This is a genomic window from Bradyrhizobium sp. Leo114 (assembly GCF_055229415.2).
This window is the reverse complement of the sequence record NZ_JBUYEN020000028.1, coordinates 16,504-37,605: the sequence shown is the minus strand read 5'-3', so window position 1 is coordinate 37,605 and position 21,102 is coordinate 16,504. Positions and strand designations below refer to the sequence as shown.

The window sequence follows — 21,102 nt, the reverse complement described above, 5'->3', positions numbered from 1 at the left end:
ATGCAGGCGACCCAATCTTGGCTAGTCGCGGCGGCCCTGCACCCAGTGCTCGAGCATCTGCAGCGCCATCGCGCGGTCGTCGTCGGAGGCCTTGGCGAACGCGCGGTTATAGCTTTCCTTGATCCACATCTCGTCGGGAGCGGCGCTGTCGCGGGCGAGCGTCAGCCACATCAGGCCGCGGGCCCGCTGCGGCGGCAGCCGGTCGCCGTTGAACAGCATCTGTCCGAGCAGCGCTTGGGCCTGGTGCTGGCCCTTCTGGGCGGCAAGCCCGAGCCAGCGCGCGCCATAGCGGAAATCTTCCCGCGAGGCGGCCGGCGTCTTCAGATAGAGCCGGGCGAGGTCATACTGGGCGTCGGCATTGCCGAAATAGGAGGCGGCATAAGAGAACATCTCCCGCGCCCGGTCGGTGTCCGCCTTGATCTTCGAGTTCGGGATGCCGTTGAGGTAGTACCGCCCCAGCGCCACGAAGGCCTGGGCCACGATCGTCGCCTGCGGCGCCGAGGGACTATCTTCGGCATGCGCATTGGCGATGCGGCTGAAATATTCGAAGGCGCGCAGGTCATCTTGGGCGACACCGTCGCCCTCGGCGTACATCCGCCCGAGCTTCCACTGGGCGACGGGATGGCCGCCCTCTGCGGCAAATTGCAGCGACGAGAAGGAACTCGTGGAATTGGCGGCATTCGCGGTGGGCGGCGGAACCGCGATCCGCTTCAATCCGCCCCCAGCGCTGGGCTGAGGGGAAACCATCGGCAGCGTGGCGTCCGATGGATTGACCGGGGCGCCGTCGAACGCGAATCCGGGGCCTGCCACCGGAATGGCCCCTAAAATCAACGCAATAATCGTACGCTCAAATGTCCGCATAACACTGTTTCTCGTGCGCGCCACCTGGATGGGTGACCGCGCCATCCACCGCAGGCCCGACCTGCTGGGCATACTTCCACAGCGCACCAGATGTGTGGTTAGTCGCGCGAGGGGACCATTTGGTCTTGCGTTCGGCGAGTTCGGCGTTGCTCAACTTTACGTTAAGGGTCCCGGCCACCGCGTCGATCTCGATGATGTCGCCGTCCTGCAACAGCGCGATCGGTCCGCCGATGGCGGCTTCCGGTCCGACATGACCGATGCAGAAGCCTCTTGTGGCGCCCGAGAACCGGCCGTCGGTGATCAGCGCGATCTTGCCGCCCATGCCCTGCCCGGTCAGCGCTGCCGTCGTTGCCAGCATTTCCCGCATGCCGGGACCGCCCTTCGGCCCCTCATAGCGGATGACGATGACCTCGCCTTCCTTATAGGTCCGCTTCTGGACCGCCTCGAAGGCGTCCTCCTCGCGGTCGAAGCAACGGGCAGGCCCGGTAAACTTCAAGTTCGACATGCCCGCGACCTTCACGATCGCTCCTTCCGGCGCAAGATTACCCTTCAAGCCGACGACACCGCCGGTGACGGTGATCGGCTTGTCCGCCGGACGAACCACGTCCTGATGCGGATTCCATTTCACGCTTTTGAGGTTTTCGGCGATCGTTCGGCCCGTCACGGTCAGGCAATCGCCGTGGAGGTAACCGTTATCGAGCAGCGTCTTCATCAGCAGCGGAATGCCGCCAGCTTCAAACATGTCTTTGGCAACATAACGGCCGCCCGGCTTCAAATCCGCGACGTACGGAGTCTTTTTGAAGATTTCCGCCACGTCGAACAGATCGAACTTGATGCCGCATTCATTGGCGATCGCCGGCAGATGCAGGCCGGCATTGGTCGAGCCACCAGAGGCCGCGACCACGGCCGCAGCATTCTCCAGGGATTTACGGGTGATGATGTCGCGCGGCCGGATGTTCTTGGCGACCAGCTCCATGATCTTCTCGCCGGCGGCGGCGCAGAACGCGTCGCGGATCTCGTAAGGCGCCGGCGCCCCGGCAGAATACGGGAGTGCGAGCCCGATCGCTTCCGACACGGTCGCCATGGTGTTGGCGGTAAACTGGGCGCCGCAGGCACCGGCCGACGGACAGGCCACACGCTCGATCTCGTCGAGATCGGCATCCGACATGGCGCCGACCGAGTGCTTGCCGACGGCTTCGAACATGTCCTGGACGGTGACCTGCTGGCCGCGGAAATTGCCTGGAAGGATCGAGCCGCCATAGATGAAGATCGAGGGCACGTTGAGGCGGACCATCGCCATCATCATACCCGGCAACGACTTGTCGCAGCCGGCGAGGCCAACCAAGGCGTCGTAGGAGTGACCGCGCACGGTCAGTTCAACCGAGTCGGCGATGCATTCCCTAGATGGCAGCGACGAGCGCATGCCGTCATGGCCCATGGCGATGCCGTCGGTGACGGTGATGGTGCAGAATTCGCGCGGGGTGCCGCCGGCGGAGGCCACGCCCTTCTTCACCGCCTGGGCCTGGCGCATCAGCGAGATGTTGCACGGCGCGGCTTCGTTCCAGCAGGTGGCCACGCCGACGAACGGCTGGTGGATCTGCTCGGTGGTGAGCCCCATGGCATAGAGATACGAACGATGCGGGGCGCGCTCGGGACCCTCGGTCACGTGGCGGCTTGGCAGTCTGTTCTTGAGCTTGGTCTTGGCGTCCATCGCGAACCCAGTTTCCCTAGCCATCTCTGCCTTGACCCGGGAAATGGTGATCATCCCATCGCTTCGCGAGTGCCGTGGCTTTAGCCTTACAAAGCATCATTTCATGCAGGGGTGTGGCTAAAAAGCGGCGGGTGCAAGACCCGGCCAATTAAACGGTTAAATCTTAGAGAACTGTTGCCTCATCGCAACAAACGTTGCCCCTTAGCAACCATTTGGACGCGTTCCGGGCGCTTAGCAGGCGTTTTTAGGGCGCGCGAAAACCCAACACGGAAGACCGTCATAGCGAAGGCCGGGTTTCGCTCGGCTCGACTCACGCTGCGATTCTCGCTTCGGAAAGCGGCTGTTCATAGCCACCAGAGGTTGACGTGACGCTATCCAGCCGCCGCCGCTTTCCAGATCAGCAAGCCCGGTGATTATCAGTCTCTGGTCAAGCGGGCGAACGACGCGAGGCCGGATTGAATTGAAATTTCGAATAGCGAAGAGGATGCGAGGTCCCGTTCTCGCGAGGCGATGTGCCCGAGGTTACACCTCGCTTCACCTCTCTTTGGCCAAGATTATCGGCTGAGTTCGCGCCGTTCGCGTCTGTTCGGTGGGAACATCATACGACAAACGCGACCATTGGCAGATGCGAAGTTCCATCTCGATCAATCCGCAATTCAACCGCGGTTAGAGTTCCATTCACTTCAGCGTTTTTTGCGCTCTGTGGCCTGAGCGCGACAGTTGTGAATCGACGCTGTGATAACCTTAGGTCACTCAAGCCGCACGGTTTGCGACTTGGTTTGTCTAATGGTTCGCAGGGGGACCATGGAATGAACCAGTGCTTACGTTCGCTGTCTTGTCTCCTCACGGTGGCTGTGCTCGCGCTGTTCTCGACGGATGCGACGGCGCGCTCGAGCCACAAGCAAGCGCACATCAAGAAGACGAGCGACGCGAAGGCGTCGAAGGCGCGCAACCAGCGTGACGCCGCAGGCGGAAAACGCGGACGTGGCAAGCACGCCGATGCGCGCCGCAAGTCGAAGCAATCGAAGGATGCATCTGCGAAGGAAGCTGCTGCGCCGACGCCGGCACTGTCGGGCGATCTCGCGCTGGTGAAAGACGGGATCGATCTGGCGCGCAAGGCGAAGACGGAAGAGGCGACCGCCACGAGAGACAAGATCACCGACCCGGCGGGCCAGAAGCTGGTCGAATGGTACATCCTGCGCCACACGGAGACGACGGCGAATTTCAGCCGGTATGCGGCGTTCATGGCCGCCAATCCGGATTGGCCGAGCATGGCGCTATTGCGCCGCAAGGCCGAGGGGCGGCTGTGGCAGGAGCGCAGCGATGCGGCCACGGTTCATCGCTTCACCCGCGATCGGCCCACCAGCTCCAAGGGCAAATTCGCGCTGGCGCGTGTGCTCCTAACCGAAGGCGACCGCGATGGTGCTGCGCGTCTGGTGAGCGACGCCTGGCGCTCGGAGGAATTGTCGGATCGGCTGGAAGGCGACGCGTACGAGGTGTTCGGTGATCTCCTCACCCGCGAGGATCACCGCGCGCGCATGGACAAGCGGATCGGCGCCAAGGATCTTGCCGGCGCCAAGCGTGCGGCACAACGGCTCGGCAGCGACGAGCTTGCGATCGTGAAGGCGTGCGGCGCGGTGGCCGCGAAATCGAGCAAGGCGCTCGACCAGCTCAATGATGTCGCAACCGAGGCCCGCAAGGATCTCGGCTACACGCTTTGCCGCCTGCAGTGGCTGCTCGGCGAGAACCGCGTTGATGACGCGGCGGACCTGGTGCTATCGGCCGCGCCCGAGGCCATGGCGCTGCAGGACACCGATCAATGGTGGCGCGAGCGGCGCTCGCTGGCCCGCAAGCTGCTCGATCAGGGCAAGTTCCAGACCGCATACCAGGTTGTCGCCGCCGCCGCGCTGCCGGCCAACGAATATTACCGCGCTGATTTCCACTCCACGTGCGGCTGGATCGCCTTGCGCTATCTCAACGATCCCGTGACGGCGGCGACGCACTTCGCGCGCATCGACGAAGGCGCGGCCAATCCGATCGTGCTGGCGCGCGCCAACTACTGGCGCGGACGCGCCGCCGAAGCGCTTGGAGAAAAGGACGCGATGCGCGCCAGCTTTGAGGCCGCCGCGCGCTACCCGACCGCCTATTACGGACAGCTCGCGCGCGCCAGGCTGGGCCTTGATGCCATCGAGCTGCGGACGCCCTCGCCGGCCCCTGCCTCCGACGATATGGCGGCCGCAGACGAGCGCGTACGGGCCGCCGATATGCTCTACCAGATTGGCGAACGCGACGTGGCGCTGTATTTCGCCACCGATCTCGGCGAGCAGAGCACCGACGTCGCCACGCTTAACGCGCTCGGCGAGCTTACGGCCCGTCGCAACGACGCGGCCGCCATGCTGCAACTCGGCAAATCGGCGCTCGGGCGCGGCCTTGCGCTCGAGCGCTATGCCTTCCCAACCATCGGGATCCCCAACCACACTCAGGTCGCGCCCGAGGTCGAGCGCAGCGTGATCTATTCGGTGGCCCGCACCGAGAGCGCCTTCGACCAGCGCGACAAGTCGCCGGCCAATGCGGTCGGACTGATGCAGGTGACGCCGGAAGCCGGCCGTGACACCGCCAAGCGCTTCGGCGTGACCTATGACTGGGACCGGATGGTTTCCGATCCCGTCTACAACACCCAGATGGGTGCAGCCGAACTCAGCGCCCTGCTCGCGGATTACAAGGGTTGTCACATCATGACCTTCGCCGGCTACAACGCCGGCCGCGGCCGCGTGCGCGACTGGGTGAAGGCCTATGGCGACCCACGCGATCCGAACGTGGATCCGGTCGATTGGGTCGAGCGCATTCCGATCTCCGAGACGCGCAATTATGTGCAGCGCGTGATGGAGAACTTGCTGGTCTACCGCGCGCGTTTTGGCAGCGGCACGGCGGTGGCAACGAAGACCGATCAGCGCGTGGTTACGCAGGAAACAAACGCCGCGGCGACCGCGCCGGCAGGCGCGGCGCAGTGATTCCCTTGCGGCTCGCACTGTCCCGGGTTGCGCTTCGCTTCACCCGGGCTACCGACTACAACCTCAATCCACCTTGACGTCGGCGTCCTTGATCATCGGCCACCATTTTGCGATCTCGGCCTTCTGCCAGGCGCCGAGGGCTTCGGGCGTGAGCTGATTCTTCGGCGGCATGCGCAGGCCGAGGTTTTCGAGCTGTTTCACGGCCGCGGGATCGTTCAGCGCCTCGACGGCCGCGGCGTTCAGCTTGGCGACGATCTCCTTCGGCGTGCCCTTGGGCACCCAAAGGCCGGACCACAGCGTCATGTGGAAGCCGGGCAGACCGGCTTCATCGGTGGTTGGGACCTCGGCCGCAGAGTCGACGCGCCTGTCGTCGGTGACGGCATAGGCGCGGATGGTGCCGGCGCGAACCTGGTTGATCGAGTTGGAGGTCTGATCGATCATGATGTCGATCTGCCCCGCAACGAGATCGTTCAACGCCGGCGCGGTGCCGCGATATGGCACATATTGCAATTTGATGCCGGAGACGGTCTCGAAATAGAGCCCGGCGATGTGGCTGCCGGAGCCGGCGCCCGCAGTGCCGGCGGTCGGCGGCGACGGTCGCGACTTCAGCCAGGCCAAGAGTTCGCTTAGCGATTTGGCGGGGATCGCGTTCTTGCTGACGATGATCATCGGATTGCTCGGCAACAGCACCACCGGCTCGAGATCGGCGACGAGGTCATAGCCGAGCTTGTAGACGGCGCCGTTGGCGACATGCGTGCCGAGATGGCCGAACGAGATCGTGTAGCCGTCCGCCGGCGAGCGTACTGCGCGGCCGACGCCGATCGAGCCGCCCGCTCCCGTGACGTTCTCGATCAGGAGCGTCTCTCCTAGCGAGGCCTTCATCCGCTCGGCGAGGATACGCGCCATCGCATCCGACGGCCCGCCGGCGGAGAACGGCACGATGATAGTGATCGGATGCGAAGGATAGTTCTGGGCGACGGCGGCGCCGCACCATGTCAACACCGCAAGGAACGCCAAGACTACCTTTCGCATCGCCTACTCCATTCGAAAATGTCCGGCTTAGAATTGCGCGAAGTCGATCGGCTTGAAACGATCGAGCGTGCGCGTGACCGGCGGCAGCGGGTACTTAAGACCTGTAGCGCAATTGAACAGCATCACGCGATCGCTTTTAGTGACGCGTCCGTCGGCGAGGCTCTGCTTGTAGGCCGCGTAAGTGGCCGCGCCCTCGGGGCACAGCAACAGCCCCTCCTCGCGCGCAACTTCGCTCAGCGCAGCAGAAATCTTATCGTCTTCGACCGCAATGGCGAAACCTTTGCTCTCGCGGACCGCGCGCAGGATTAAAAAATCTCCGATCGCCTGCGGCACGCGGATGCCGGAGGCGATGGTGTGCGCGTCTTCCCAGCGCGTCGCGTGCTCGGTGCCTGCTTCAAAAGCACGCACCATCGGCGCGCAGCCGGAGGCCTGCACCGCGACCATGCGCGGGCGCTTGCTGCCGATGAAGCCGATCGCCTCCAGTTCGGCAAAGGCCTTCCACATGCCGATCAGGCCGGTGCCGCCGCCGGTCGGATAGAAGATCACGTCCGGCACGTCCCAGCCGAGCTGCTCGGCCAGCTCAAGCCCCATCGTCTTCTTGCCCTCGATCCGGTACGGCTCCTTCAAGGTCGACGTGTCGAACCAGCCGACCTTGGCCTTGCCCTCGCCGACGATCTTGCCGCAATCATCGATCAGGCCGTTGACGCGGTAAACGGTCGCGCCCTGCAACTCGATCTCGCTGACATTCACTTCCGGCGTGTCGGCCGGGCAGAAGATCGTGGTCTTGATGCCGCAGGCGGTGGCGTAAGCGGCGAGCGCGGCACCGGCATTGCCGTTGGTCGGCATCGCCATGTGCTTGATGCCGAGCGCCTTGCCCATCGACACCGCCATGACGAGGCCGCGCGCCTTGAACGAGCCGGTCGGCAGCCGCCCCTCGTCCTTGACGATGATCTCGCCGCCGCCGAGCCTGGCGCCGAGTTTCGGCAGCCGGATCAACGGCGTCGTCACCTCGCCGAGGCTGACGATGTCCTTGCATTGGCGCACCGGCAACAATTCGCGATAGCGCCACATGTCGGCGGGACGCTGCTTCAGCGCATCCTTGCTCAGCGCCTTCTTCACGCCCTCGAGGTCATAGCGCACCAAGAGCGGCTTGCCGGCCTCGGAGAGGTTGTGCACCTGGTCGGCGGGATAGTGATCCCCCTCCATCGCGCATTCGAGATGGGTGACGAAGGTCGGGCGTTCGATGGTGAGATTGTCGTTGTCTTTCACGGTTCGCCGTCCCTCTCGTTACATGTTGAGGACGCGCCCGTAGGCGTCCAGCACCGCTTCCTTCATCATCTCCGACAGTGTCGGATGCGGGAAGATGGTGTGCATCAGCTCTTCTTCTGTCGTCTCGAGGTTCATCGCGATCACATAGCCCTGGATCAGCTCGGTGACCTCAGCGCCGACCATGTGCGCGCCGAGGAGCTGGCCGGTCTTCTTGTCGAAGATCACCTTGACCATACCCTGGTCCTCGCCGAGCGCGATCGCCTTGCCGTTGCCGACGAACGGGAAGCGGCCGACACGAATGTCGCGTCCGGCTTCCTTGGCCTTGGCCTCGGTCATGCCGACGGACGCCACCTGCGGATAGCAATAGGTGCAGCCCGGGATCATGTTCTTGTCCATCGGGTGCGGATGCAGGCCCTTGATCGCCTCGACGCAGACGATGCCTTCATGCTCGGCCTTGTGCGCGAGCATCGGGGGACCAGCGACGTCGCCGATCGCATAGATGCCGGGGACGTTGGTCCGGCAGAAGCCATCGATCGCGATGATGCCGCGCTCGGCCTTCACGCCGAGCTTCTCCAGCCCGATGCCTTCGACATTGCCGACCACGCCGACGGCGGAGATCACGCGGTCAAACTCCATGGTCTGCGGCTTGCCCTTGCCGTCGTCGATGGTCGCGACCACGCTGTCGCTCTTCTTGTCGAGCTTTGTCACCTTTGTGTTGGTGAATATCTTGATGCCCTGCTTCTCGAACGCCTTGTGCGCGAATTTCGCGATTTCGGTATCCTCGACCGGCAGGATCTGCGGCAGCACTTCGACGACCGTCACCTCCGCGCCGAGGGTACGGTAGAACGAGGCGAACTCGATGCCGATCGCGCCGGAGCCGATCACAAGCAGTGATTTCGGCATCTTGTCGGGGACCATCGCTTCGAAATAGGTCCAGACCAGCTTCTTGTCGGGCTCGAGTCCCGGCAGTACGCGCGGCCGCGCGCCGGTCGCGATGATGATGTGTTTTGCCTGGTAGGTGCCCTCGCCGAGCGCGCCCTTCGGCGCCTCGACGGAAGACTTCTTGACCGTCAGCTTGCCTGGCGCATCGATCGTCGCTTCGCCCCAGATCGTCGTGATCTTGTTCTTGCGGAACAGGAAGCCGACGCCCTCGTTGAGCCGCTTCACCACGTTGCGCGAGCGCTGCACCACCGCCTTCGGATCGAACGAGATGTTGTCCGCCGACAGGCCGTAATCCTTGGCGTGCTGCATCAGATGATAGACTTCCGCCGAGCGCAGCAGCGCCTTGGTCGGGATGCAGCCCCAATTGTTGCAGATGCCGCCGAGATAGGCCTTCTCCACCACAGCGGTCTTGAAGCCGAGCTGCGCGGCGCGAATCGCGGTGACGTAGCCGCCGGGGCCAGCGCCGATGATGATAACGTCGAAGGAAGTGTCAGCCATCACAAATCCGATCTAGCCAGAGCAACCAGGAATCCGGTCCATCCAAGCGCAAGCAGCCCGGCGCCGCCCAGCATCATCCGGAACTGGGTGGTCGATGCCAGATCACGCGCACGGACGATCAGCGCAGCAATCGCCAGCGCTATTGCGAGAACATAGGGACCATAGAGCAATGCGTTGGAGGTCACGCATCACACCATCATCATGACGGGGTTTTCGATGAGCTGCTTGAAGGCGCCGATCAGCTCGGCGCCGAGCGCGCCGTCGATGGCGCGATGATCGCAGGACAGCGTCACGCTCATGATGCTGGCGATCTCGATCTTGCCGTTCCGCACCACGGGGCGCTCCTCGCTGGCGCCGACGGCCAGGATCGTCGCATGCGGCGGGTTGATCACGGCGGTGAAGTGGTTGATGCCGTACATGCCGAGGTTGGAGACTGCCGTGGTGCCGCCCTGATATTCCTCCGGCTTCAATTTCCGCGAGCGGGCTCGGGCGGCGAAGTCCTTCATCTCGCCGGAGATGACCGACAGCGTCTTGGTCTCCGCTCTCCGGATGATCGGCGTGATCAGGCCGCCCGGCATCGCTACCGCAACGCCGAGGTCGGAATGCTTGTGCTTGACCATGCCGCCTTCGGTCCAGCTCACATTGCAGTTCGGTATCTTCTGCAGCGCGACCGCCATCGCCTTGATGACGAAGTCATTGACCGAGAGCTTGTAGAGCGGCTTCTTGTCGGCGTCCTTCGGCGCGGCGGCGTTGATCTCCTCGCGCGCGACGAGCAGCTTGCCGATGTCGCAGTCGATCGTCAGATAGAAATGCGGGATCTGCTGGATCGACGCGGTGAGGCGCTGCGCGATGGTGCGGCGCATGCCGTCATGCGGCACGATCTCATACGAACCCGGCTCGAACAGCGCGAGGATCTGCTGGTCCGACATCGACGGCGCGATGGACGGCGTCGTGCTGGGCGCGGCCGGCGGCGCCTTCAGGCCCTTGCCGGACCTCGCCTCCTCGACGTCGCGCGCGACGATGCGGCCGTGCGGGCCGCTGCCGTTGATGCGCCCGAGCTCGATGCCGGCTTCCTTGGCAAGGCGTCGTGCCAGCGGTGACGAGAAGATGCGGGCGTGACCGTTGCCCCGGGGCGCCGGTGCTGCGGCTTGCGGCGCTGGTGCCGGTGCTGCCGCAGGCGCAGCAGCTTTCGGTGCCGGCGCTGGTTGGGCGGGAGCCGGCGCTGGCGCCGGTGCGGGCTTTGCGGCAGGCGCCTCAGCGGCTTTCGGCGGCGCAGCTCCGGCGCCGCTCGCGGCCGCCTTCACGTCCTCGCCGTCGCCGGCCAGCACCGCGATCACGTCATTGACCGGAACGTCCTGCGTGCCTTCAGGCACCAGGATCTTGGCGATGGTGCCCTCGTCGACCGCCTCGACTTCCATCGTCGCCTTGTCGGTCTCGATCTCCGCGATCACGTCGCCGGACTTGACCTTGTCGCCCTCCTTCTTGAGCCATTTGGCCAGATTGCCCTTCTCCATGGTTGGCGACAGCGCGGGCATCAGGATGTTGATGGGCATGGTGACCTCACAAAGCTAACTTTTGCATGGCGGCTTCCGTCGCGGGAGGAAACCAGCCGGAATCGTCTGGGCGGTTCGGTATGGGCAGAGGACGCATCAATTGCCGATATCGCCCTGCCAGGTGCGCTCGTTGGCGGGATCCGAGCGCCAGTTCTTCATCATGTCGATCGACCTCGTGTCGGCGAGATCGATGAAGGGGATACCGAATTGCGTCAGGATGTCCTTGCTGCCCGGGAACGTCACGGACTCCCCGATGACGAGCAGCTTCAGCTTGAACAATCCGATCGCACCGGCGCACATCGAGCATGGCGACAGCGTCGTGTACATGACCGTATCATGGAACGAGATCAGGCCGGCGTCGCGCAGGCACGACATCTCGCCGTGCAGGATGACGTTCTTCTCCTGCATCCGCCGGTTATGGCCGCGCGCGACGATCTTGTTGTCGCGTGTCAGCACCGCGCCGATCGGCAATCCGCCCTCGGAGATGCCGATCTCCGCCTCGCGGATCGCTTCCGCCATGAAGTCGTAGTGGTATTGCTCGACGGTCACGATCAATGCCCCTGTTTCGATCGCGGCGTGGTGCTGCCCGGATCGGTCGGCCGCGCGACCTCAGCCTGGAACATGTCGATGATGCGAGCGAGCGCCTCTTCCTCGGTGTACTCGCTCTCGCGCGCATAGGCGCGTGCGGCATGACGGGCGATGTCGACCAGCATCAGGCCCCACATATCCGGCTCCTCGAAGGCGCGCTGGAAGGCGATCGAAAGCCCGCCGTCGACGACAAAGGCGCGCAGCACCTCGATCGCGTCGTCGCGACCCATCACGTCAGGCGGTAGCGGCTGTTCCTGCGGGCCCGTCATGCGTCACCGGTAACAAACAGCTTTGGCGGCTTCCACCACCTCGGCAACCGAAGGCAAGGCCATCTTCTCCAGATTGGCTGCGTAGGGCATCGGCACGTCCTTGCCGGATACGCGCGTAACCGGCGCATCCAGATAATCGAAAGCATGCTCCATGATGCGGGCGGCGACCTCGGCGCCGACGCCGCTCTGTTGCCACCCCTCCTCGACCGTCACCGCGCGGCCGGTCTTCTGGATCGACGCGACGATGGTCTCGGTGTCCATCGGACGCAGCGTGCGCAGATCGACCACCTCGGCCTCGATGCCTTCCTTGGCGAGCTCGTCGGCGGCCCTCAGCGAATAGGTCATGCCGTTGGACCAGGAGATGATGGTGACGTGCTGGCCCTTCCGCGCGACCCGCGCCTTGCCGATCGGCACGATATAGTCGTCGAGCTTCGGCACCTCGCCGGAATATCCGTACAGCACCTCGTTCTCGAGGAAGATCACCGGATTGGGATCGCGGATAGCGGCCTTGAGCAGGCCCTTGTAGTCGGCGGCCGAGAACGGCGCGACCACCTTGAGGCCCGGAATGTGCGAGTACCAGGACGAATAGTCCTGGCTGTGCTGCGCAGCGACGCGGGCGGCGGCGCCGTTTGGCCCGCGGAACACGATCGAGCAGCCCATCTGGCCGCCGGACATATAGAGCGTCTTGGCGGCGGAGTTGATGAGCTGGTCCATCGCCTGCATGGCAAAGTTGAAGGTCATGAACTCGACGATCGGCTTCAGGCCCGCCATCGCCGCGCCGATGCCGATGCCGGCAAAGCCATGCTCGGTGATCGGCGTATCGATCACGCGCCGCGCGCCGAACTCCTGCAGCAGTCCTTGGCTCACCTTGTAGGCGCCCTGATATTCGGCGACCTCTTCGCCCATCAGGAAGACATCAGGATCGCGCCGCATCTCCTCCGCCATGGCGTCGCGCAGCGCTTCGCGGATGGTCTGGGTGATCATCTCGGTGCCGGCGGGCACCTCCGCCTCAGGCTCGCTGACCGCCTTCGGTGCGGCCGGCACTTTCTCTTCTGCCTTGGGCGCAGGCGCTTCGGCCTTGGCCTGCGCCGGGGGCGCCGACTCGGCGGCCTTCTCCTGCTTGGCAGGGCTGGCGGCCTTGGCGAGATCGGCGGCGCTTTCGCCGTCGGCCAGGATGGTCGCGATCGGCGTGTTGACGGCGACGTCGGCGGTGCCTTCCGGGATCAGGATCTTGCCGAGCGTGCCCTCATCGGTGGCCTCGACCTCCATCGTGGCTTTGTCGGTCTCGATCTCGGCGATGACGTCACCCGACTTGATCGGCTCGCCTTCCTTTTTCAGCCATTTGGCGAGGTTGCCCTTCTCCATCGTGGGCGACAGCGCAGGCATGAGAACTTGAATGGGCATATCGGCTCCCGGATAACTCTTTCGTTTTCAGTCTGCGCTTAGCGGTAGACGTCGGTGTAGAGCTCGGACGGATCGGGCTCGGGATCGTGCTGGGCGAAGTCGGCAGCGGCATTGACGATATCGCGCACCTCGGCATCGATCGACTTCAAGTCCTGCTCGCTGACATCGGCGGCGAGCAGACGGTTGCGGACCTGCTCGATCGGGTCTTGGTCATGGCGGACCTTCTCCACCTCCTCGCGGGTTCGGTACTTGGCCGGATCGGACATCGAGTGGCCGCGGTAGCGGTAGGTCTGCATTTCCAGGATATAGGGGCCCTTGCCGGCGCGGCACCAGGCGACCGCCTCCTCGCCTGCCGCCTTCACCGCGCGCACGTCCATGCCGTCGACCTGCCGGCCCGGGATGTTGAAGGAGATGCCGCGCTTGGAGAAATCGGTCTGCGCCGAGGACCGCGTCACCGAGGTGCCCATGGCATAGCGATTGTTCTCGATGATGTAGACTACCGGCAGCTTCCACAGCTCGGCCATGTTGAAGCTTTCATAGACCTGGCCCTGGTTGGCGGCGCCGTCGCCGAAATAGGCCAGGCTCACGAAATCGTTTTCCCGGTAACGGTTGGCGAAGGCGAGCCCGGTGCCGAGCGAGACCTGCGCGCCGACGATGCCGTGGCCGCCGTAGAAATGCTCGGCCACGCTGAACATGTGCATGGAGCCGCCCTTGCCCTTGGAATAGCCGCCGCGGCGTCCGGTCAGCTCGGCCATCACGCCCTTGGCATCCATGCCGCAGGCCAGCATGTGCCCGTGGTCCCGGTAGCCCGTTATGACCTGGTCACCCTTCTTCAGGGTCATCTGCATGCCGACGACGACGGCCTCCTGGCCGATATAGAGATGGCAGAAGCCGCCGATCGCGCCCATGCCGTAGAGCTGGCCGGCCTTCTCCTCGAAGCGCCGAATCAGCAGCATGTCGCGCAGCGCCTTGAGTTCCTGCTCCTTGGTGAATTCCGGCGGCGAGCCGTCCCCCTTCTCCTGCCCTGAGTCCTTCGTGACGCTTTTCTTGGGTGCGGCCATGGCATTTCCGGATGAGAGGGATGATTTGGCCCTCTCTATCCCAACTCAAACGGCCGTGGAAGGATTGCGTGATGTCGCACAGCAATTGCTATGCCGCAGTGCAGCGTGAATCAAAATATTGCTAGCGATTGCGTTTGTTCGGAATTTCATTGCGTGATGACGGCGCGGGCGGACCTCGCGCCGTCATCACGCCGCGGAATTAGAAGAAGCCGAGCTTCTTGGGGCTGTAGCTGACCAGGAGATTCTTCGTCTGCTGGTAGTGGTCGAGCATCATCTTGTGGGTCTCGCGGCCGATGCCCGACTGCTTGTAGCCGCCGAACGCCGCGTGCGCCGGATAGGCGTGGTAGCAGTTGGTCCAGACGCGGCCGGCCTGGATCGCCCGCCCGAAGCGGTAGCAGCGATTGGCATCGCGGCTCCAGACGCCGGCGCCGAGGCCGTAGAGCGTGTCGTTGGCGATGGCGAGCGCCTCCTCATCGGTCTTGAACGTCGTGACCGACACGACCGGTCCAAAAATCTCCTCCTGGAAGATCCGCATCCGGTTGTTGCCCTCGAACACGGTGGGCTGGACATAGAAGCCGCCTTCGAGATCGCCGCCAAGCATGGCGCGCGCACCGCCGGTCAGGAGCTTGGCCCCTTCCTTGTTGCCGATATCGATGTAGGAAAGAATCTTCTCGAGCTGCTCGTTCGAGGCCTGGGCGCCGATCATGGTGGCGGGATTGCGCGGGTCGCCCTGCTCGATCGCCGCAACGCGCTTCAGCGCCTTCTCCATGAAGCGCTCATAGATATCTTCCTGCACCAACGCGCGGCTCGGGCAGGTGCAGACCTCGCCCTGGTTCAGCGCGAACATCACAAAGCCCTCGATCGCCTTGTCGAGGAAATCGTCATCTTCCGCCGCCACGTCCTTGAAGAAGATGTTCGGTGACTTGCCGCCGAGCTCAAGCGTGACCGGGATCAGGTTCTGGCTGGCATACTGCATGATCAGCCGGCCTGTCGTGGTTTCGCCCGTGAAGGCGATCTTGGCGATCCGCGGGCTCGACGCCAGCGGCTTGCCAGCCTCTAACCCGAAGCCGTTGACGATGTTGAGCACGCCGGCAGGCAGCAGGTCGGCAATGAGCTCGATCCACACCATGATTGAGGCCGGGGTCTGCTCGGCGGGCTTCAACACCACGCAATTGCCGGCGGCCAGCGCAGGCGCCAGCTTCCAGCACGCCATCAGAAGCGGGAAGTTCCACGGGATGATCTGGCCGACCACACCAAGCGGCTCGTGAAAGTGATAGGCCACCGTGTCGTGGTCGATCTCGGCGAGGCTCCCCTCCTGCCCGCGCACGACGCCGGCGAAGTAGCGGAAATGATCGATCGCGAGCGGCACGTCGGCAGCGCGGGTCTCGCGGATCGGCTTGCCGTTGTCCCAGGTCTCGGCGATCGCGAGCCGCTCCAGGTTCTCCTCCATGCGGTCGGCGATCCGGTTGAGGATGTTGGCCCGCTCCGCGACGCTGGAGCGTCCCCAGGCGTCCTTGGCAGCATGTGCGGCATCGAGCGCGAGCTCGATGTCCTGCGCATCCGAGCGCGCGATCTTGCAGACCACCTTGCCGGTCACCGGCGAGGCGTTGTCGAAATACTTGCCCGCGCGCGGCGCGACCCATTTGCCGCCGATGAAATTGTCGTACCGCTCCGCGAACGGGTTCGTCGATGTCGTGAGGAATTCAGGCTTGTTCATGCTTCACTCCCGCTATTGTTTGATTGCTGACCATCGCCGGCTCATGCCGCGCGACGGCAGGAAAAACATGTCGGGCGGAAGCAAGGATGTCAGCGGGGTGACATCAGAACACGGCACCGACCTGTCGCAGATTTGCGACACTCGCAGCGGAGGGACCGCCGCGTTTCATTCTGGAGGACGACAGGGCTGCGTGAGCTTCCAGAAACTTCTCTCGAAGCGCAGATAAACCACAAGGACAGCGACTGCCCCCATCCAACCTCCAGATTGCCCTTACCACTCTGAATCCGTAAGAGTAGTGCTCATCAAAAAGGATTACCGGTTTGAGCACTTTAGATCCCAGTGACAGTTCTCAGCTTTCGGTTCTCGCCGAAGAGATTCGTCATTTCCGGAAGAAGAACAACTTCTCGCTCGAACAGCTCGCCGAGGCATCCGGTGTCAGCCGCTCCATGATCTCCAAGATCGAGCGCTGCGAGACGGTTCCCTCCACCGTGATCCTGTCCAAGCTGGCGGAAGCGCTGGGCGTCACGTTCTCGCAACTGATGGCGCCCGCGGTCGAACGCGAAATCGTTTATATCCCGGCCGCCCGCCAGCCGATCCTGAGGGACGAGGAATCCGGCTTCCTGCGGCGGTGTATTTCTCCCGTGCTTCCCGGGCGCGGGATCGACTGGGTGCTCAACACGCTACCGCCGGAAGCGGACACCGGAAACTTCGTGGCCCATCGTCGGGGCGTGGAGGAGTACATCTTCGTGCTGCGCGGACGGATGCGGGTCTCGATCGGCGATCAGCGCGTCAATCTCAATCAGGGGGATTCCCTTTATTTCCAGGCGGATGCCGACCATTCATTCCTCAATCTCGGCAAGACGCCGTGCGAGTATTTCCTCGTGATCGACACCGCGAAGGTACGATCGTGATCCACTGAAGTGGAAACTAATCTTCTAACCGCGACGTGATCCGCCGTGACCGATGCTGCGGCCAGAGCCGCTTTTTCAGTCACTTCGGTCAATTGATGGGCGTCGGCGCGCGGTCGCGGGCGCCTTGCCGCAATCGCATGCAGCGCCGAATTTGCGGGCTTTTTTGAGCGCCAGCAGCTTCCAAATTCATCAAAGCATTCGAGCTTGCGAAAAAGCTCAGCGTTTTCGGCGGAAGAATTCCGGCACACCGCTTGCATCCACTACTTTGGAAAAACCTCTCATAAACGGGAAATGTGTTCCCGGGGTTTTTTGAGGAGTTGGAAATGAGCATTGCTGCGACCATATCTGACACCCGAACGGCTGGCTCCAAGATGCGATCGATCGTGATTGCGAGCAGCGTCGGCACCATCATTGAGTGGTATGACTTCCTGATCTATGCGACCGCTGCGGCGCTCGTGTTCAATAAGGCGTTCTTTCCGACCATTGATCCGCTGACGGGAACGCTTGCCGCGCTCGGCACTTACGCCGTCGGCTTTGTGGCCCGCCCGCTAGGCGGCGCGCTGTTCGGGCACTTTGGCGACCGGATGGGACGCAAGTCGATGCTCGTGCTCACGATGTTCATCATGGGCCTCAGCACGTTCTGCATCGGATTGCTGCCGAACTACGCCTCCATCGGTGTGCTCGCCCCCATCCTCCTGATCCTGCTGCGCATCATTCAAGGCATCGGCCTTGGCGGCGAGTGGGGCGGCGCCTCGCTGATGGTCATCGAGCATTCGCCCGCCGACAAGCGCGGCTTCTACGGCAGCTTCGTGCAGATCGGTTTTCCCATCGGCCTGGTGCTGGCGACGCTGGTGTTTGCGCTGGCGACGAAGCTTCCCGAGGCCGACTTCCAGGCGTGGGGCTGGCGCATTCCGTTCCTGGCCAGCGTCCTGCTGCTCGCGCTAGGTACGTTCATCCGCTCGCGGGTTCCGGAGACGCCGGTCTTCGAGAAGATGAAGGCCACCGACTCGTTCTCGAAGAACCCGTTCGGCGAGGCTCTCGGCAAAAACTTCAAGACATTCCTCATCGCCGTCGGCCTGAAGCTGTCCGAAGTGTCCTGGGTCTATATGCTCACGGTGTTCGTGGTCGTGTACGCCACAACGACACTGGCGCTGCCCAAGCAGATGATGCTCGATGCGGTGATGTATGCCGCATTGTTCGAGCTGATCACGCTGCCTCTGTTCGGCTGGCTGTCGGACAAGATCGGTCGCCGCGTGTTCTTCATGCTCGGCGCAGTGTTCACCATCGCTTTCGCGTTTCCCCTGTTCTGGATGCTGGAAACCAAGAGCGTCGCCACGGTGACGCTGGCCATCATCATCGCCATGAATTTCGGGCACGGCATGATGTTCGGACTGGAATCCAGCTACTTTCCCGAACTGTTCGGGCCGCGGGTTCGCTACAGCGGCGCTTCGTTCGGATTCCAGGCGGCGGCCGCCATCGGCGGCGGATTCTCGCCGATCATCGCTACGGCGCTGGTCGGTTACTTCGGCGGCACCACGGGCGTCTCGGTGATGATGATCGGCATCGCCATCCTGACGCTGTGGGCGGCCTTTGCCGCGCGGGAAACCAAGGATGAAACTATCGGCTGAAGCGGAAAAGCTCCATGCTGTTTGGCATCTTCATCTACGACGGCGTCGAGCCGATTGATCTCGCAACCTTCGGCGTGCTGTCCATGGCACGCCGGATCGCTCCTCGCATCCGCATCTGCACCATCGCACCGAAGGCGGGCATCATCCGCCTGTCCAATGGTCTCGACGTCATCGCGCAGTTCGGCATCGACAATGCTCCGGTGTGCGATGTCGTCATCGTGACCGGCGGTCCGGGGTGGGAGCAGCAGGCCGCGTCGGAGGCAACGCTCGACTATGTCAGGCGCGTCCATGCCTCGACGCAGGTGGCCTCCGTGTGCACGGGCGGCATGATCCTCGCGGCCAGCGGCGTGCTCGACGGCATCGCCGCCACCACGAAACGCGCGGTCGTGCCGCCGGAAGTGTCGCCGCTCGGGCGGATGCGCGGCGCGTATCCGCAGATCGACGTGCAGGAAGCTCCCATTATCGACAGCGGTGCGGTGGTGACGGGCGGAGGCGTGTCGCTCTGCATCGACACCACACTGCACATCATCCAGCGCATGCTGGGTGAAGCCGTCGCCAGCGAAACCGCGCGCATCATCGAGTATCAGCGCGCACGCAAAGCCAACATGAACCGCGAGGAATTTCTCGCGGGATAGACCCCGACTCGAACGTCAGACAAAGAAAGCGAAGACCACATGACTACCAAATTCCTCGTCAGCACCGACAAGGCCGCGCCCGCGGCGGGTCCGTACTCGCAGGCCGTGCGCACCGACCAGCTCGTGTTTGCGTCCGGGCAGCTTCCGATCGATCCTGTAAGCGGGACGATTCCGGAGGGCATCGAACAGCAGACACGCCAGTCGCTCGCCAATTTGTCCGCGGTGCTGGAAGCAGGCGGCGCATCCTTCGAGAGCGTCGTCAAGACCACGGTGTTCCTGAAGAACATGGACGACTTCGCCGTGATGAACGGGATCTACGCCGAGTTCTTCAGCAATGCGCCTCCGGCGCGCTCGACCATCGAGGTCGCGCGGCTTCCGAAGGATGCGCTGGTGGAAGTCGAAGCCATTGCGCTACGCACGAAAGGATGAGCCGTGAACATGCATTCGCCAGAGCGACCGCCGCCGAAGATGATCGAGGCGTTCGCGCATCCCGCAGGTTCGATCGCCGTCACCGAAGACGGCGGCGCCACGCAGTGGCGCGGCGTCCTGCTGCACATCCACATCGCGCCAAGCGCCAGCTACGAGATGGAGGAGCTTGCCGAGGCGGAATGCGTGGTCGGACGGGGGATCGTCGGCGACCGTTACTATAGCGGTCTCGGCACCTATTCGCCGAAGCCCGATGTGCGCGAGGTCACGCTGATCGAGCAGGAAGCGCTGGATGCTATCTCCCGCAACGATCCTCCCTTGCAACAGGTGCCGATCGCGCTGGAGCCGCGCGACCACCGCCGCAATCTGACAGTGAAGGGCGTGCCGCTGAACCATCTCGTCGGGCGGCGCTTTCGCGTCGGCGACGTGATCCTGCGCGGCGGGCGGCTGAACTTTCCGTGCAAGTACCTGGAAGAGCTTTTGGGTCTGCCGGTCTTCCTCCCGCTCTACAATCGCTCCGGACTGAACTGCGGCATCGAGCGCGGCGGCATCATCCGCCCAGGCGACGAGATCGAGTTGCTCAGCCCATGACAGCACGTTTGATCATGAAGCTGCGTGTCGAGAAGCTGAGCTTCTCGACACCGGACGTTATTCATCTGACGCTCGTTCATCCCCTGCGGCCCGCTCTGCCTGAATGGAGCGCGGGTGCCCATGTGGATATGCGCCTGCCCGACGGGCGCGTGCGGCAATACTCCCTGTGTGGCGATCCGGCCGACACCGCGCGCTACGAGATCGCCATCAAACGGGAGGCGAACGGCCGTGGCGGCTCGGTGTGGGCGCACCAGACACTGAGAGAGGGCTGCGAGGTCCACATCTCCGCGCCGCGCAACAATCTTCCTCTAACGCCGGACGGCGAACGCTATGTCCTGATCGCGGGCGGGATCGGCATCACGCCGTTGCTAGCGATGGCGCGCAGCCTGAAGCAGTGGGGCAAGGCATTTACGCTCCACTATTGTGCGAGGTCGCCGTCGGAGGCGCCGCTGCTCGCTGAACTGGCGCAGGTCTGCGGCAATCACCTGCAGTGCTGGTTCTCTAAACACGGCGAACGGTTCGATCCGGCGGTGATCGGTCCGCCCAGTCCCGGCACCCACGTCTACATCTGTGGACCGCAACGGCTGCTTGATGCGGTGCAGTCGTCGCTGTCGGAATGGTCCGAGGAGCAGATTCACTGCGAACATTTCCAGATGACGGTGGATGAGAACTTCAAGCCCGAACCGTTCGAAGCCACCGTGGCGTCCACCGGGCAGCGGATTCTGGTGCCTGCGGACAAGTCGTTGCTCGATGTGCTGCGCGAGCATGATTTCCCGCTGCCGTCGTCTTGCGAGATGGGCGTCTGCGGCTCCTGCGAATGTGGCTATCGCGACGGTATTGTCCTGCATCGCGACAAGGTGTTGCCGACGTCGAAGCGGCAGGACCGGCTGATGCTATGCGTCTCGCGCGCTCGGGTGAGTGTAACATTGGAGCTGTAGTGAAGGTTCCTTCATTTCACGCGCGTCAAAGGAGCCCGACGTCGCCAGAACCGGCTC

19 protein-coding genes are annotated in these 21,102 nt (G+C 63.5%); 7 read left to right on the top strand and 12 right to left on the bottom strand.

Annotated features, from left to right (window positions below):
- Positions 1 to 21: 21 nt before the first annotated feature.
- Positions 22 to 861, bottom strand: coding sequence for a tetratricopeptide repeat protein (locus ACZIRK_RS28955; RefSeq protein WP_474418669.1), 840 nt, complete (start codon positions 859 to 861; stop codon positions 22 to 24).
- Positions 848 to 2,572: a dihydroxy-acid dehydratase gene (ilvD, locus tag ACZIRK_RS28950; protein ID WP_474418680.1), complete on the bottom strand. Its 1,725-nt coding sequence runs from the start codon at positions 2,570 to 2,572 to the stop codon at positions 848 to 850. Before ilvD ends, ACZIRK_RS28955 begins: the two co-directional genes overlap by 14 nt.
- 809 nt (positions 2,573 to 3,381) lie before the next feature.
- Between ilvD and ACZIRK_RS28945 the strand changes: the two genes are divergently transcribed.
- Positions 3,382 to 5,583, top strand: coding sequence for a lytic transglycosylase domain-containing protein (locus ACZIRK_RS28945; RefSeq protein ID WP_130226387.1), 2,202 nt, complete (start codon positions 3,382 to 3,384; stop codon positions 5,581 to 5,583).
- Between the two features lie 63 nt (positions 5,584 to 5,646).
- On the opposite strand, the gene ACZIRK_RS28940 is transcribed toward ACZIRK_RS28945, so the two are convergent.
- The 10 genes from ACZIRK_RS28940 to adh form a co-directional block, all read right to left on the bottom strand.
- Positions 5,647 to 6,615, bottom strand: a complete 969-nt coding sequence (locus ACZIRK_RS28940; protein WP_130226388.1) for a tripartite tricarboxylate transporter substrate binding protein BugD — start codon at positions 6,613 to 6,615, stop codon at positions 5,647 to 5,649.
- Between the two features lie 27 nt (positions 6,616 to 6,642).
- Complete coding sequence (locus ACZIRK_RS28935) at positions 6,643 to 7,884, bottom strand: threonine synthase (RefSeq protein WP_474418668.1); 1,242 nt, start codon at positions 7,882 to 7,884, stop codon at positions 6,643 to 6,645.
- Between the two features lie 18 nt (positions 7,885 to 7,902).
- Positions 7,903 to 9,324, bottom strand: coding sequence for a dihydrolipoyl dehydrogenase (lpdA, locus tag ACZIRK_RS28930; RefSeq protein WP_130226389.1), 1,422 nt, complete (start codon positions 9,322 to 9,324; stop codon positions 7,903 to 7,905).
- A complete protein-coding gene (locus ACZIRK_RS28925) occupies positions 9,324 to 9,509 on the bottom strand; it encodes a hypothetical protein (protein ID WP_130226390.1) in 186 nt (61 codons plus the stop codon). Before ACZIRK_RS28925 ends, lpdA begins: the two co-directional genes overlap by 1 nt.
- A 3-nt stretch (positions 9,510 to 9,512) precedes the next feature.
- A complete protein-coding gene (locus tag ACZIRK_RS28920) occupies positions 9,513 to 10,877 on the bottom strand; it encodes a pyruvate dehydrogenase complex dihydrolipoamide acetyltransferase (RefSeq protein ID WP_474418667.1) in 1,365 nt (454 codons plus the stop codon).
- 96 nt (positions 10,878 to 10,973) lie between these two features.
- A complete protein-coding gene (locus ACZIRK_RS28915) occupies positions 10,974 to 11,426 on the bottom strand; it encodes a nucleoside deaminase (protein WP_028167549.1) in 453 nt (150 codons plus the stop codon).
- A gap of 2 nt (positions 11,427 to 11,428) precedes the next feature.
- On the bottom strand, positions 11,429 to 11,734 hold the full coding sequence (locus ACZIRK_RS28910) for a DUF5076 domain-containing protein (RefSeq protein ID WP_028167548.1): 306 nt from the start codon (positions 11,732 to 11,734) through the stop codon (positions 11,429 to 11,431).
- Positions 11,735 to 11,737: 3 nt separating this feature from the next.
- Positions 11,738 to 13,138, bottom strand: coding sequence for a pyruvate dehydrogenase complex E1 component subunit beta (locus tag ACZIRK_RS28905; protein WP_474418666.1), 1,401 nt, complete (start codon positions 13,136 to 13,138; stop codon positions 11,738 to 11,740).
- A 38-nt stretch (positions 13,139 to 13,176) separates the two neighbouring features.
- Positions 13,177 to 14,199: a pyruvate dehydrogenase (acetyl-transferring) E1 component subunit alpha gene (gene pdhA / locus ACZIRK_RS28900; RefSeq protein WP_028167546.1), complete on the bottom strand. Its 1,023-nt coding sequence runs from the start codon at positions 14,197 to 14,199 to the stop codon at positions 13,177 to 13,179.
- A gap of 199 nt (positions 14,200 to 14,398) precedes the next feature.
- Positions 14,399 to 15,916, bottom strand: a complete 1,518-nt coding sequence (adh, locus tag ACZIRK_RS28895; protein WP_130229882.1) for an aldehyde dehydrogenase — start codon at positions 15,914 to 15,916, stop codon at positions 14,399 to 14,401.
- Between the two features lie 320 nt (positions 15,917 to 16,236).
- Here adh and ACZIRK_RS28890 point away from each other — a divergent pair, with 320 nt between their 5' ends.
- The 6 genes from ACZIRK_RS28890 to ACZIRK_RS28865 all read left to right on the top strand — a co-directional run bounded on the left by ACZIRK_RS28890 (position 16,237) and on the right by ACZIRK_RS28865 (position 21,045).
- Positions 16,237 to 16,827, top strand: coding sequence for a helix-turn-helix domain-containing protein (locus ACZIRK_RS28890; RefSeq protein ID WP_245475073.1), 591 nt, complete (start codon positions 16,237 to 16,239; stop codon positions 16,825 to 16,827).
- Between the two features lie 323 nt (positions 16,828 to 17,150).
- Positions 17,151 to 18,455: an MFS transporter gene (locus ACZIRK_RS28885; protein WP_130229884.1), complete on the top strand. Its 1,305-nt coding sequence runs from the start codon at positions 17,151 to 17,153 to the stop codon at positions 18,453 to 18,455.
- Between the two features lie 14 nt (positions 18,456 to 18,469).
- Entirely contained in the window at positions 18,470 to 19,090 is a 621-nt protein-coding gene (locus tag ACZIRK_RS28880; protein ID WP_130229885.1) for a DJ-1/PfpI family protein, read from the top strand.
- A gap of 39 nt (positions 19,091 to 19,129) precedes the next feature.
- On the top strand, positions 19,130 to 19,519 hold the full coding sequence (locus tag ACZIRK_RS28875; RefSeq protein WP_130229886.1) for a RidA family protein: 390 nt from the start codon (positions 19,130 to 19,132) through the stop codon (positions 19,517 to 19,519).
- A 9-nt stretch (positions 19,520 to 19,528) separates the two neighbouring features.
- Entirely contained in the window at positions 19,529 to 20,107 is a 579-nt protein-coding gene (locus tag ACZIRK_RS28870) for an MOSC domain-containing protein (protein ID WP_130229892.1), read from the top strand.
- On the top strand, positions 20,104 to 21,045 hold the full coding sequence (locus ACZIRK_RS28865; RefSeq protein ID WP_474418665.1) for a PDR/VanB family oxidoreductase: 942 nt from the start codon (positions 20,104 to 20,106) through the stop codon (positions 21,043 to 21,045). Before ACZIRK_RS28870 ends, ACZIRK_RS28865 begins: the two co-directional genes overlap by 4 nt.
- The last annotated feature ends 57 nt before the right edge of the window (positions 21,046 to 21,102 follow it).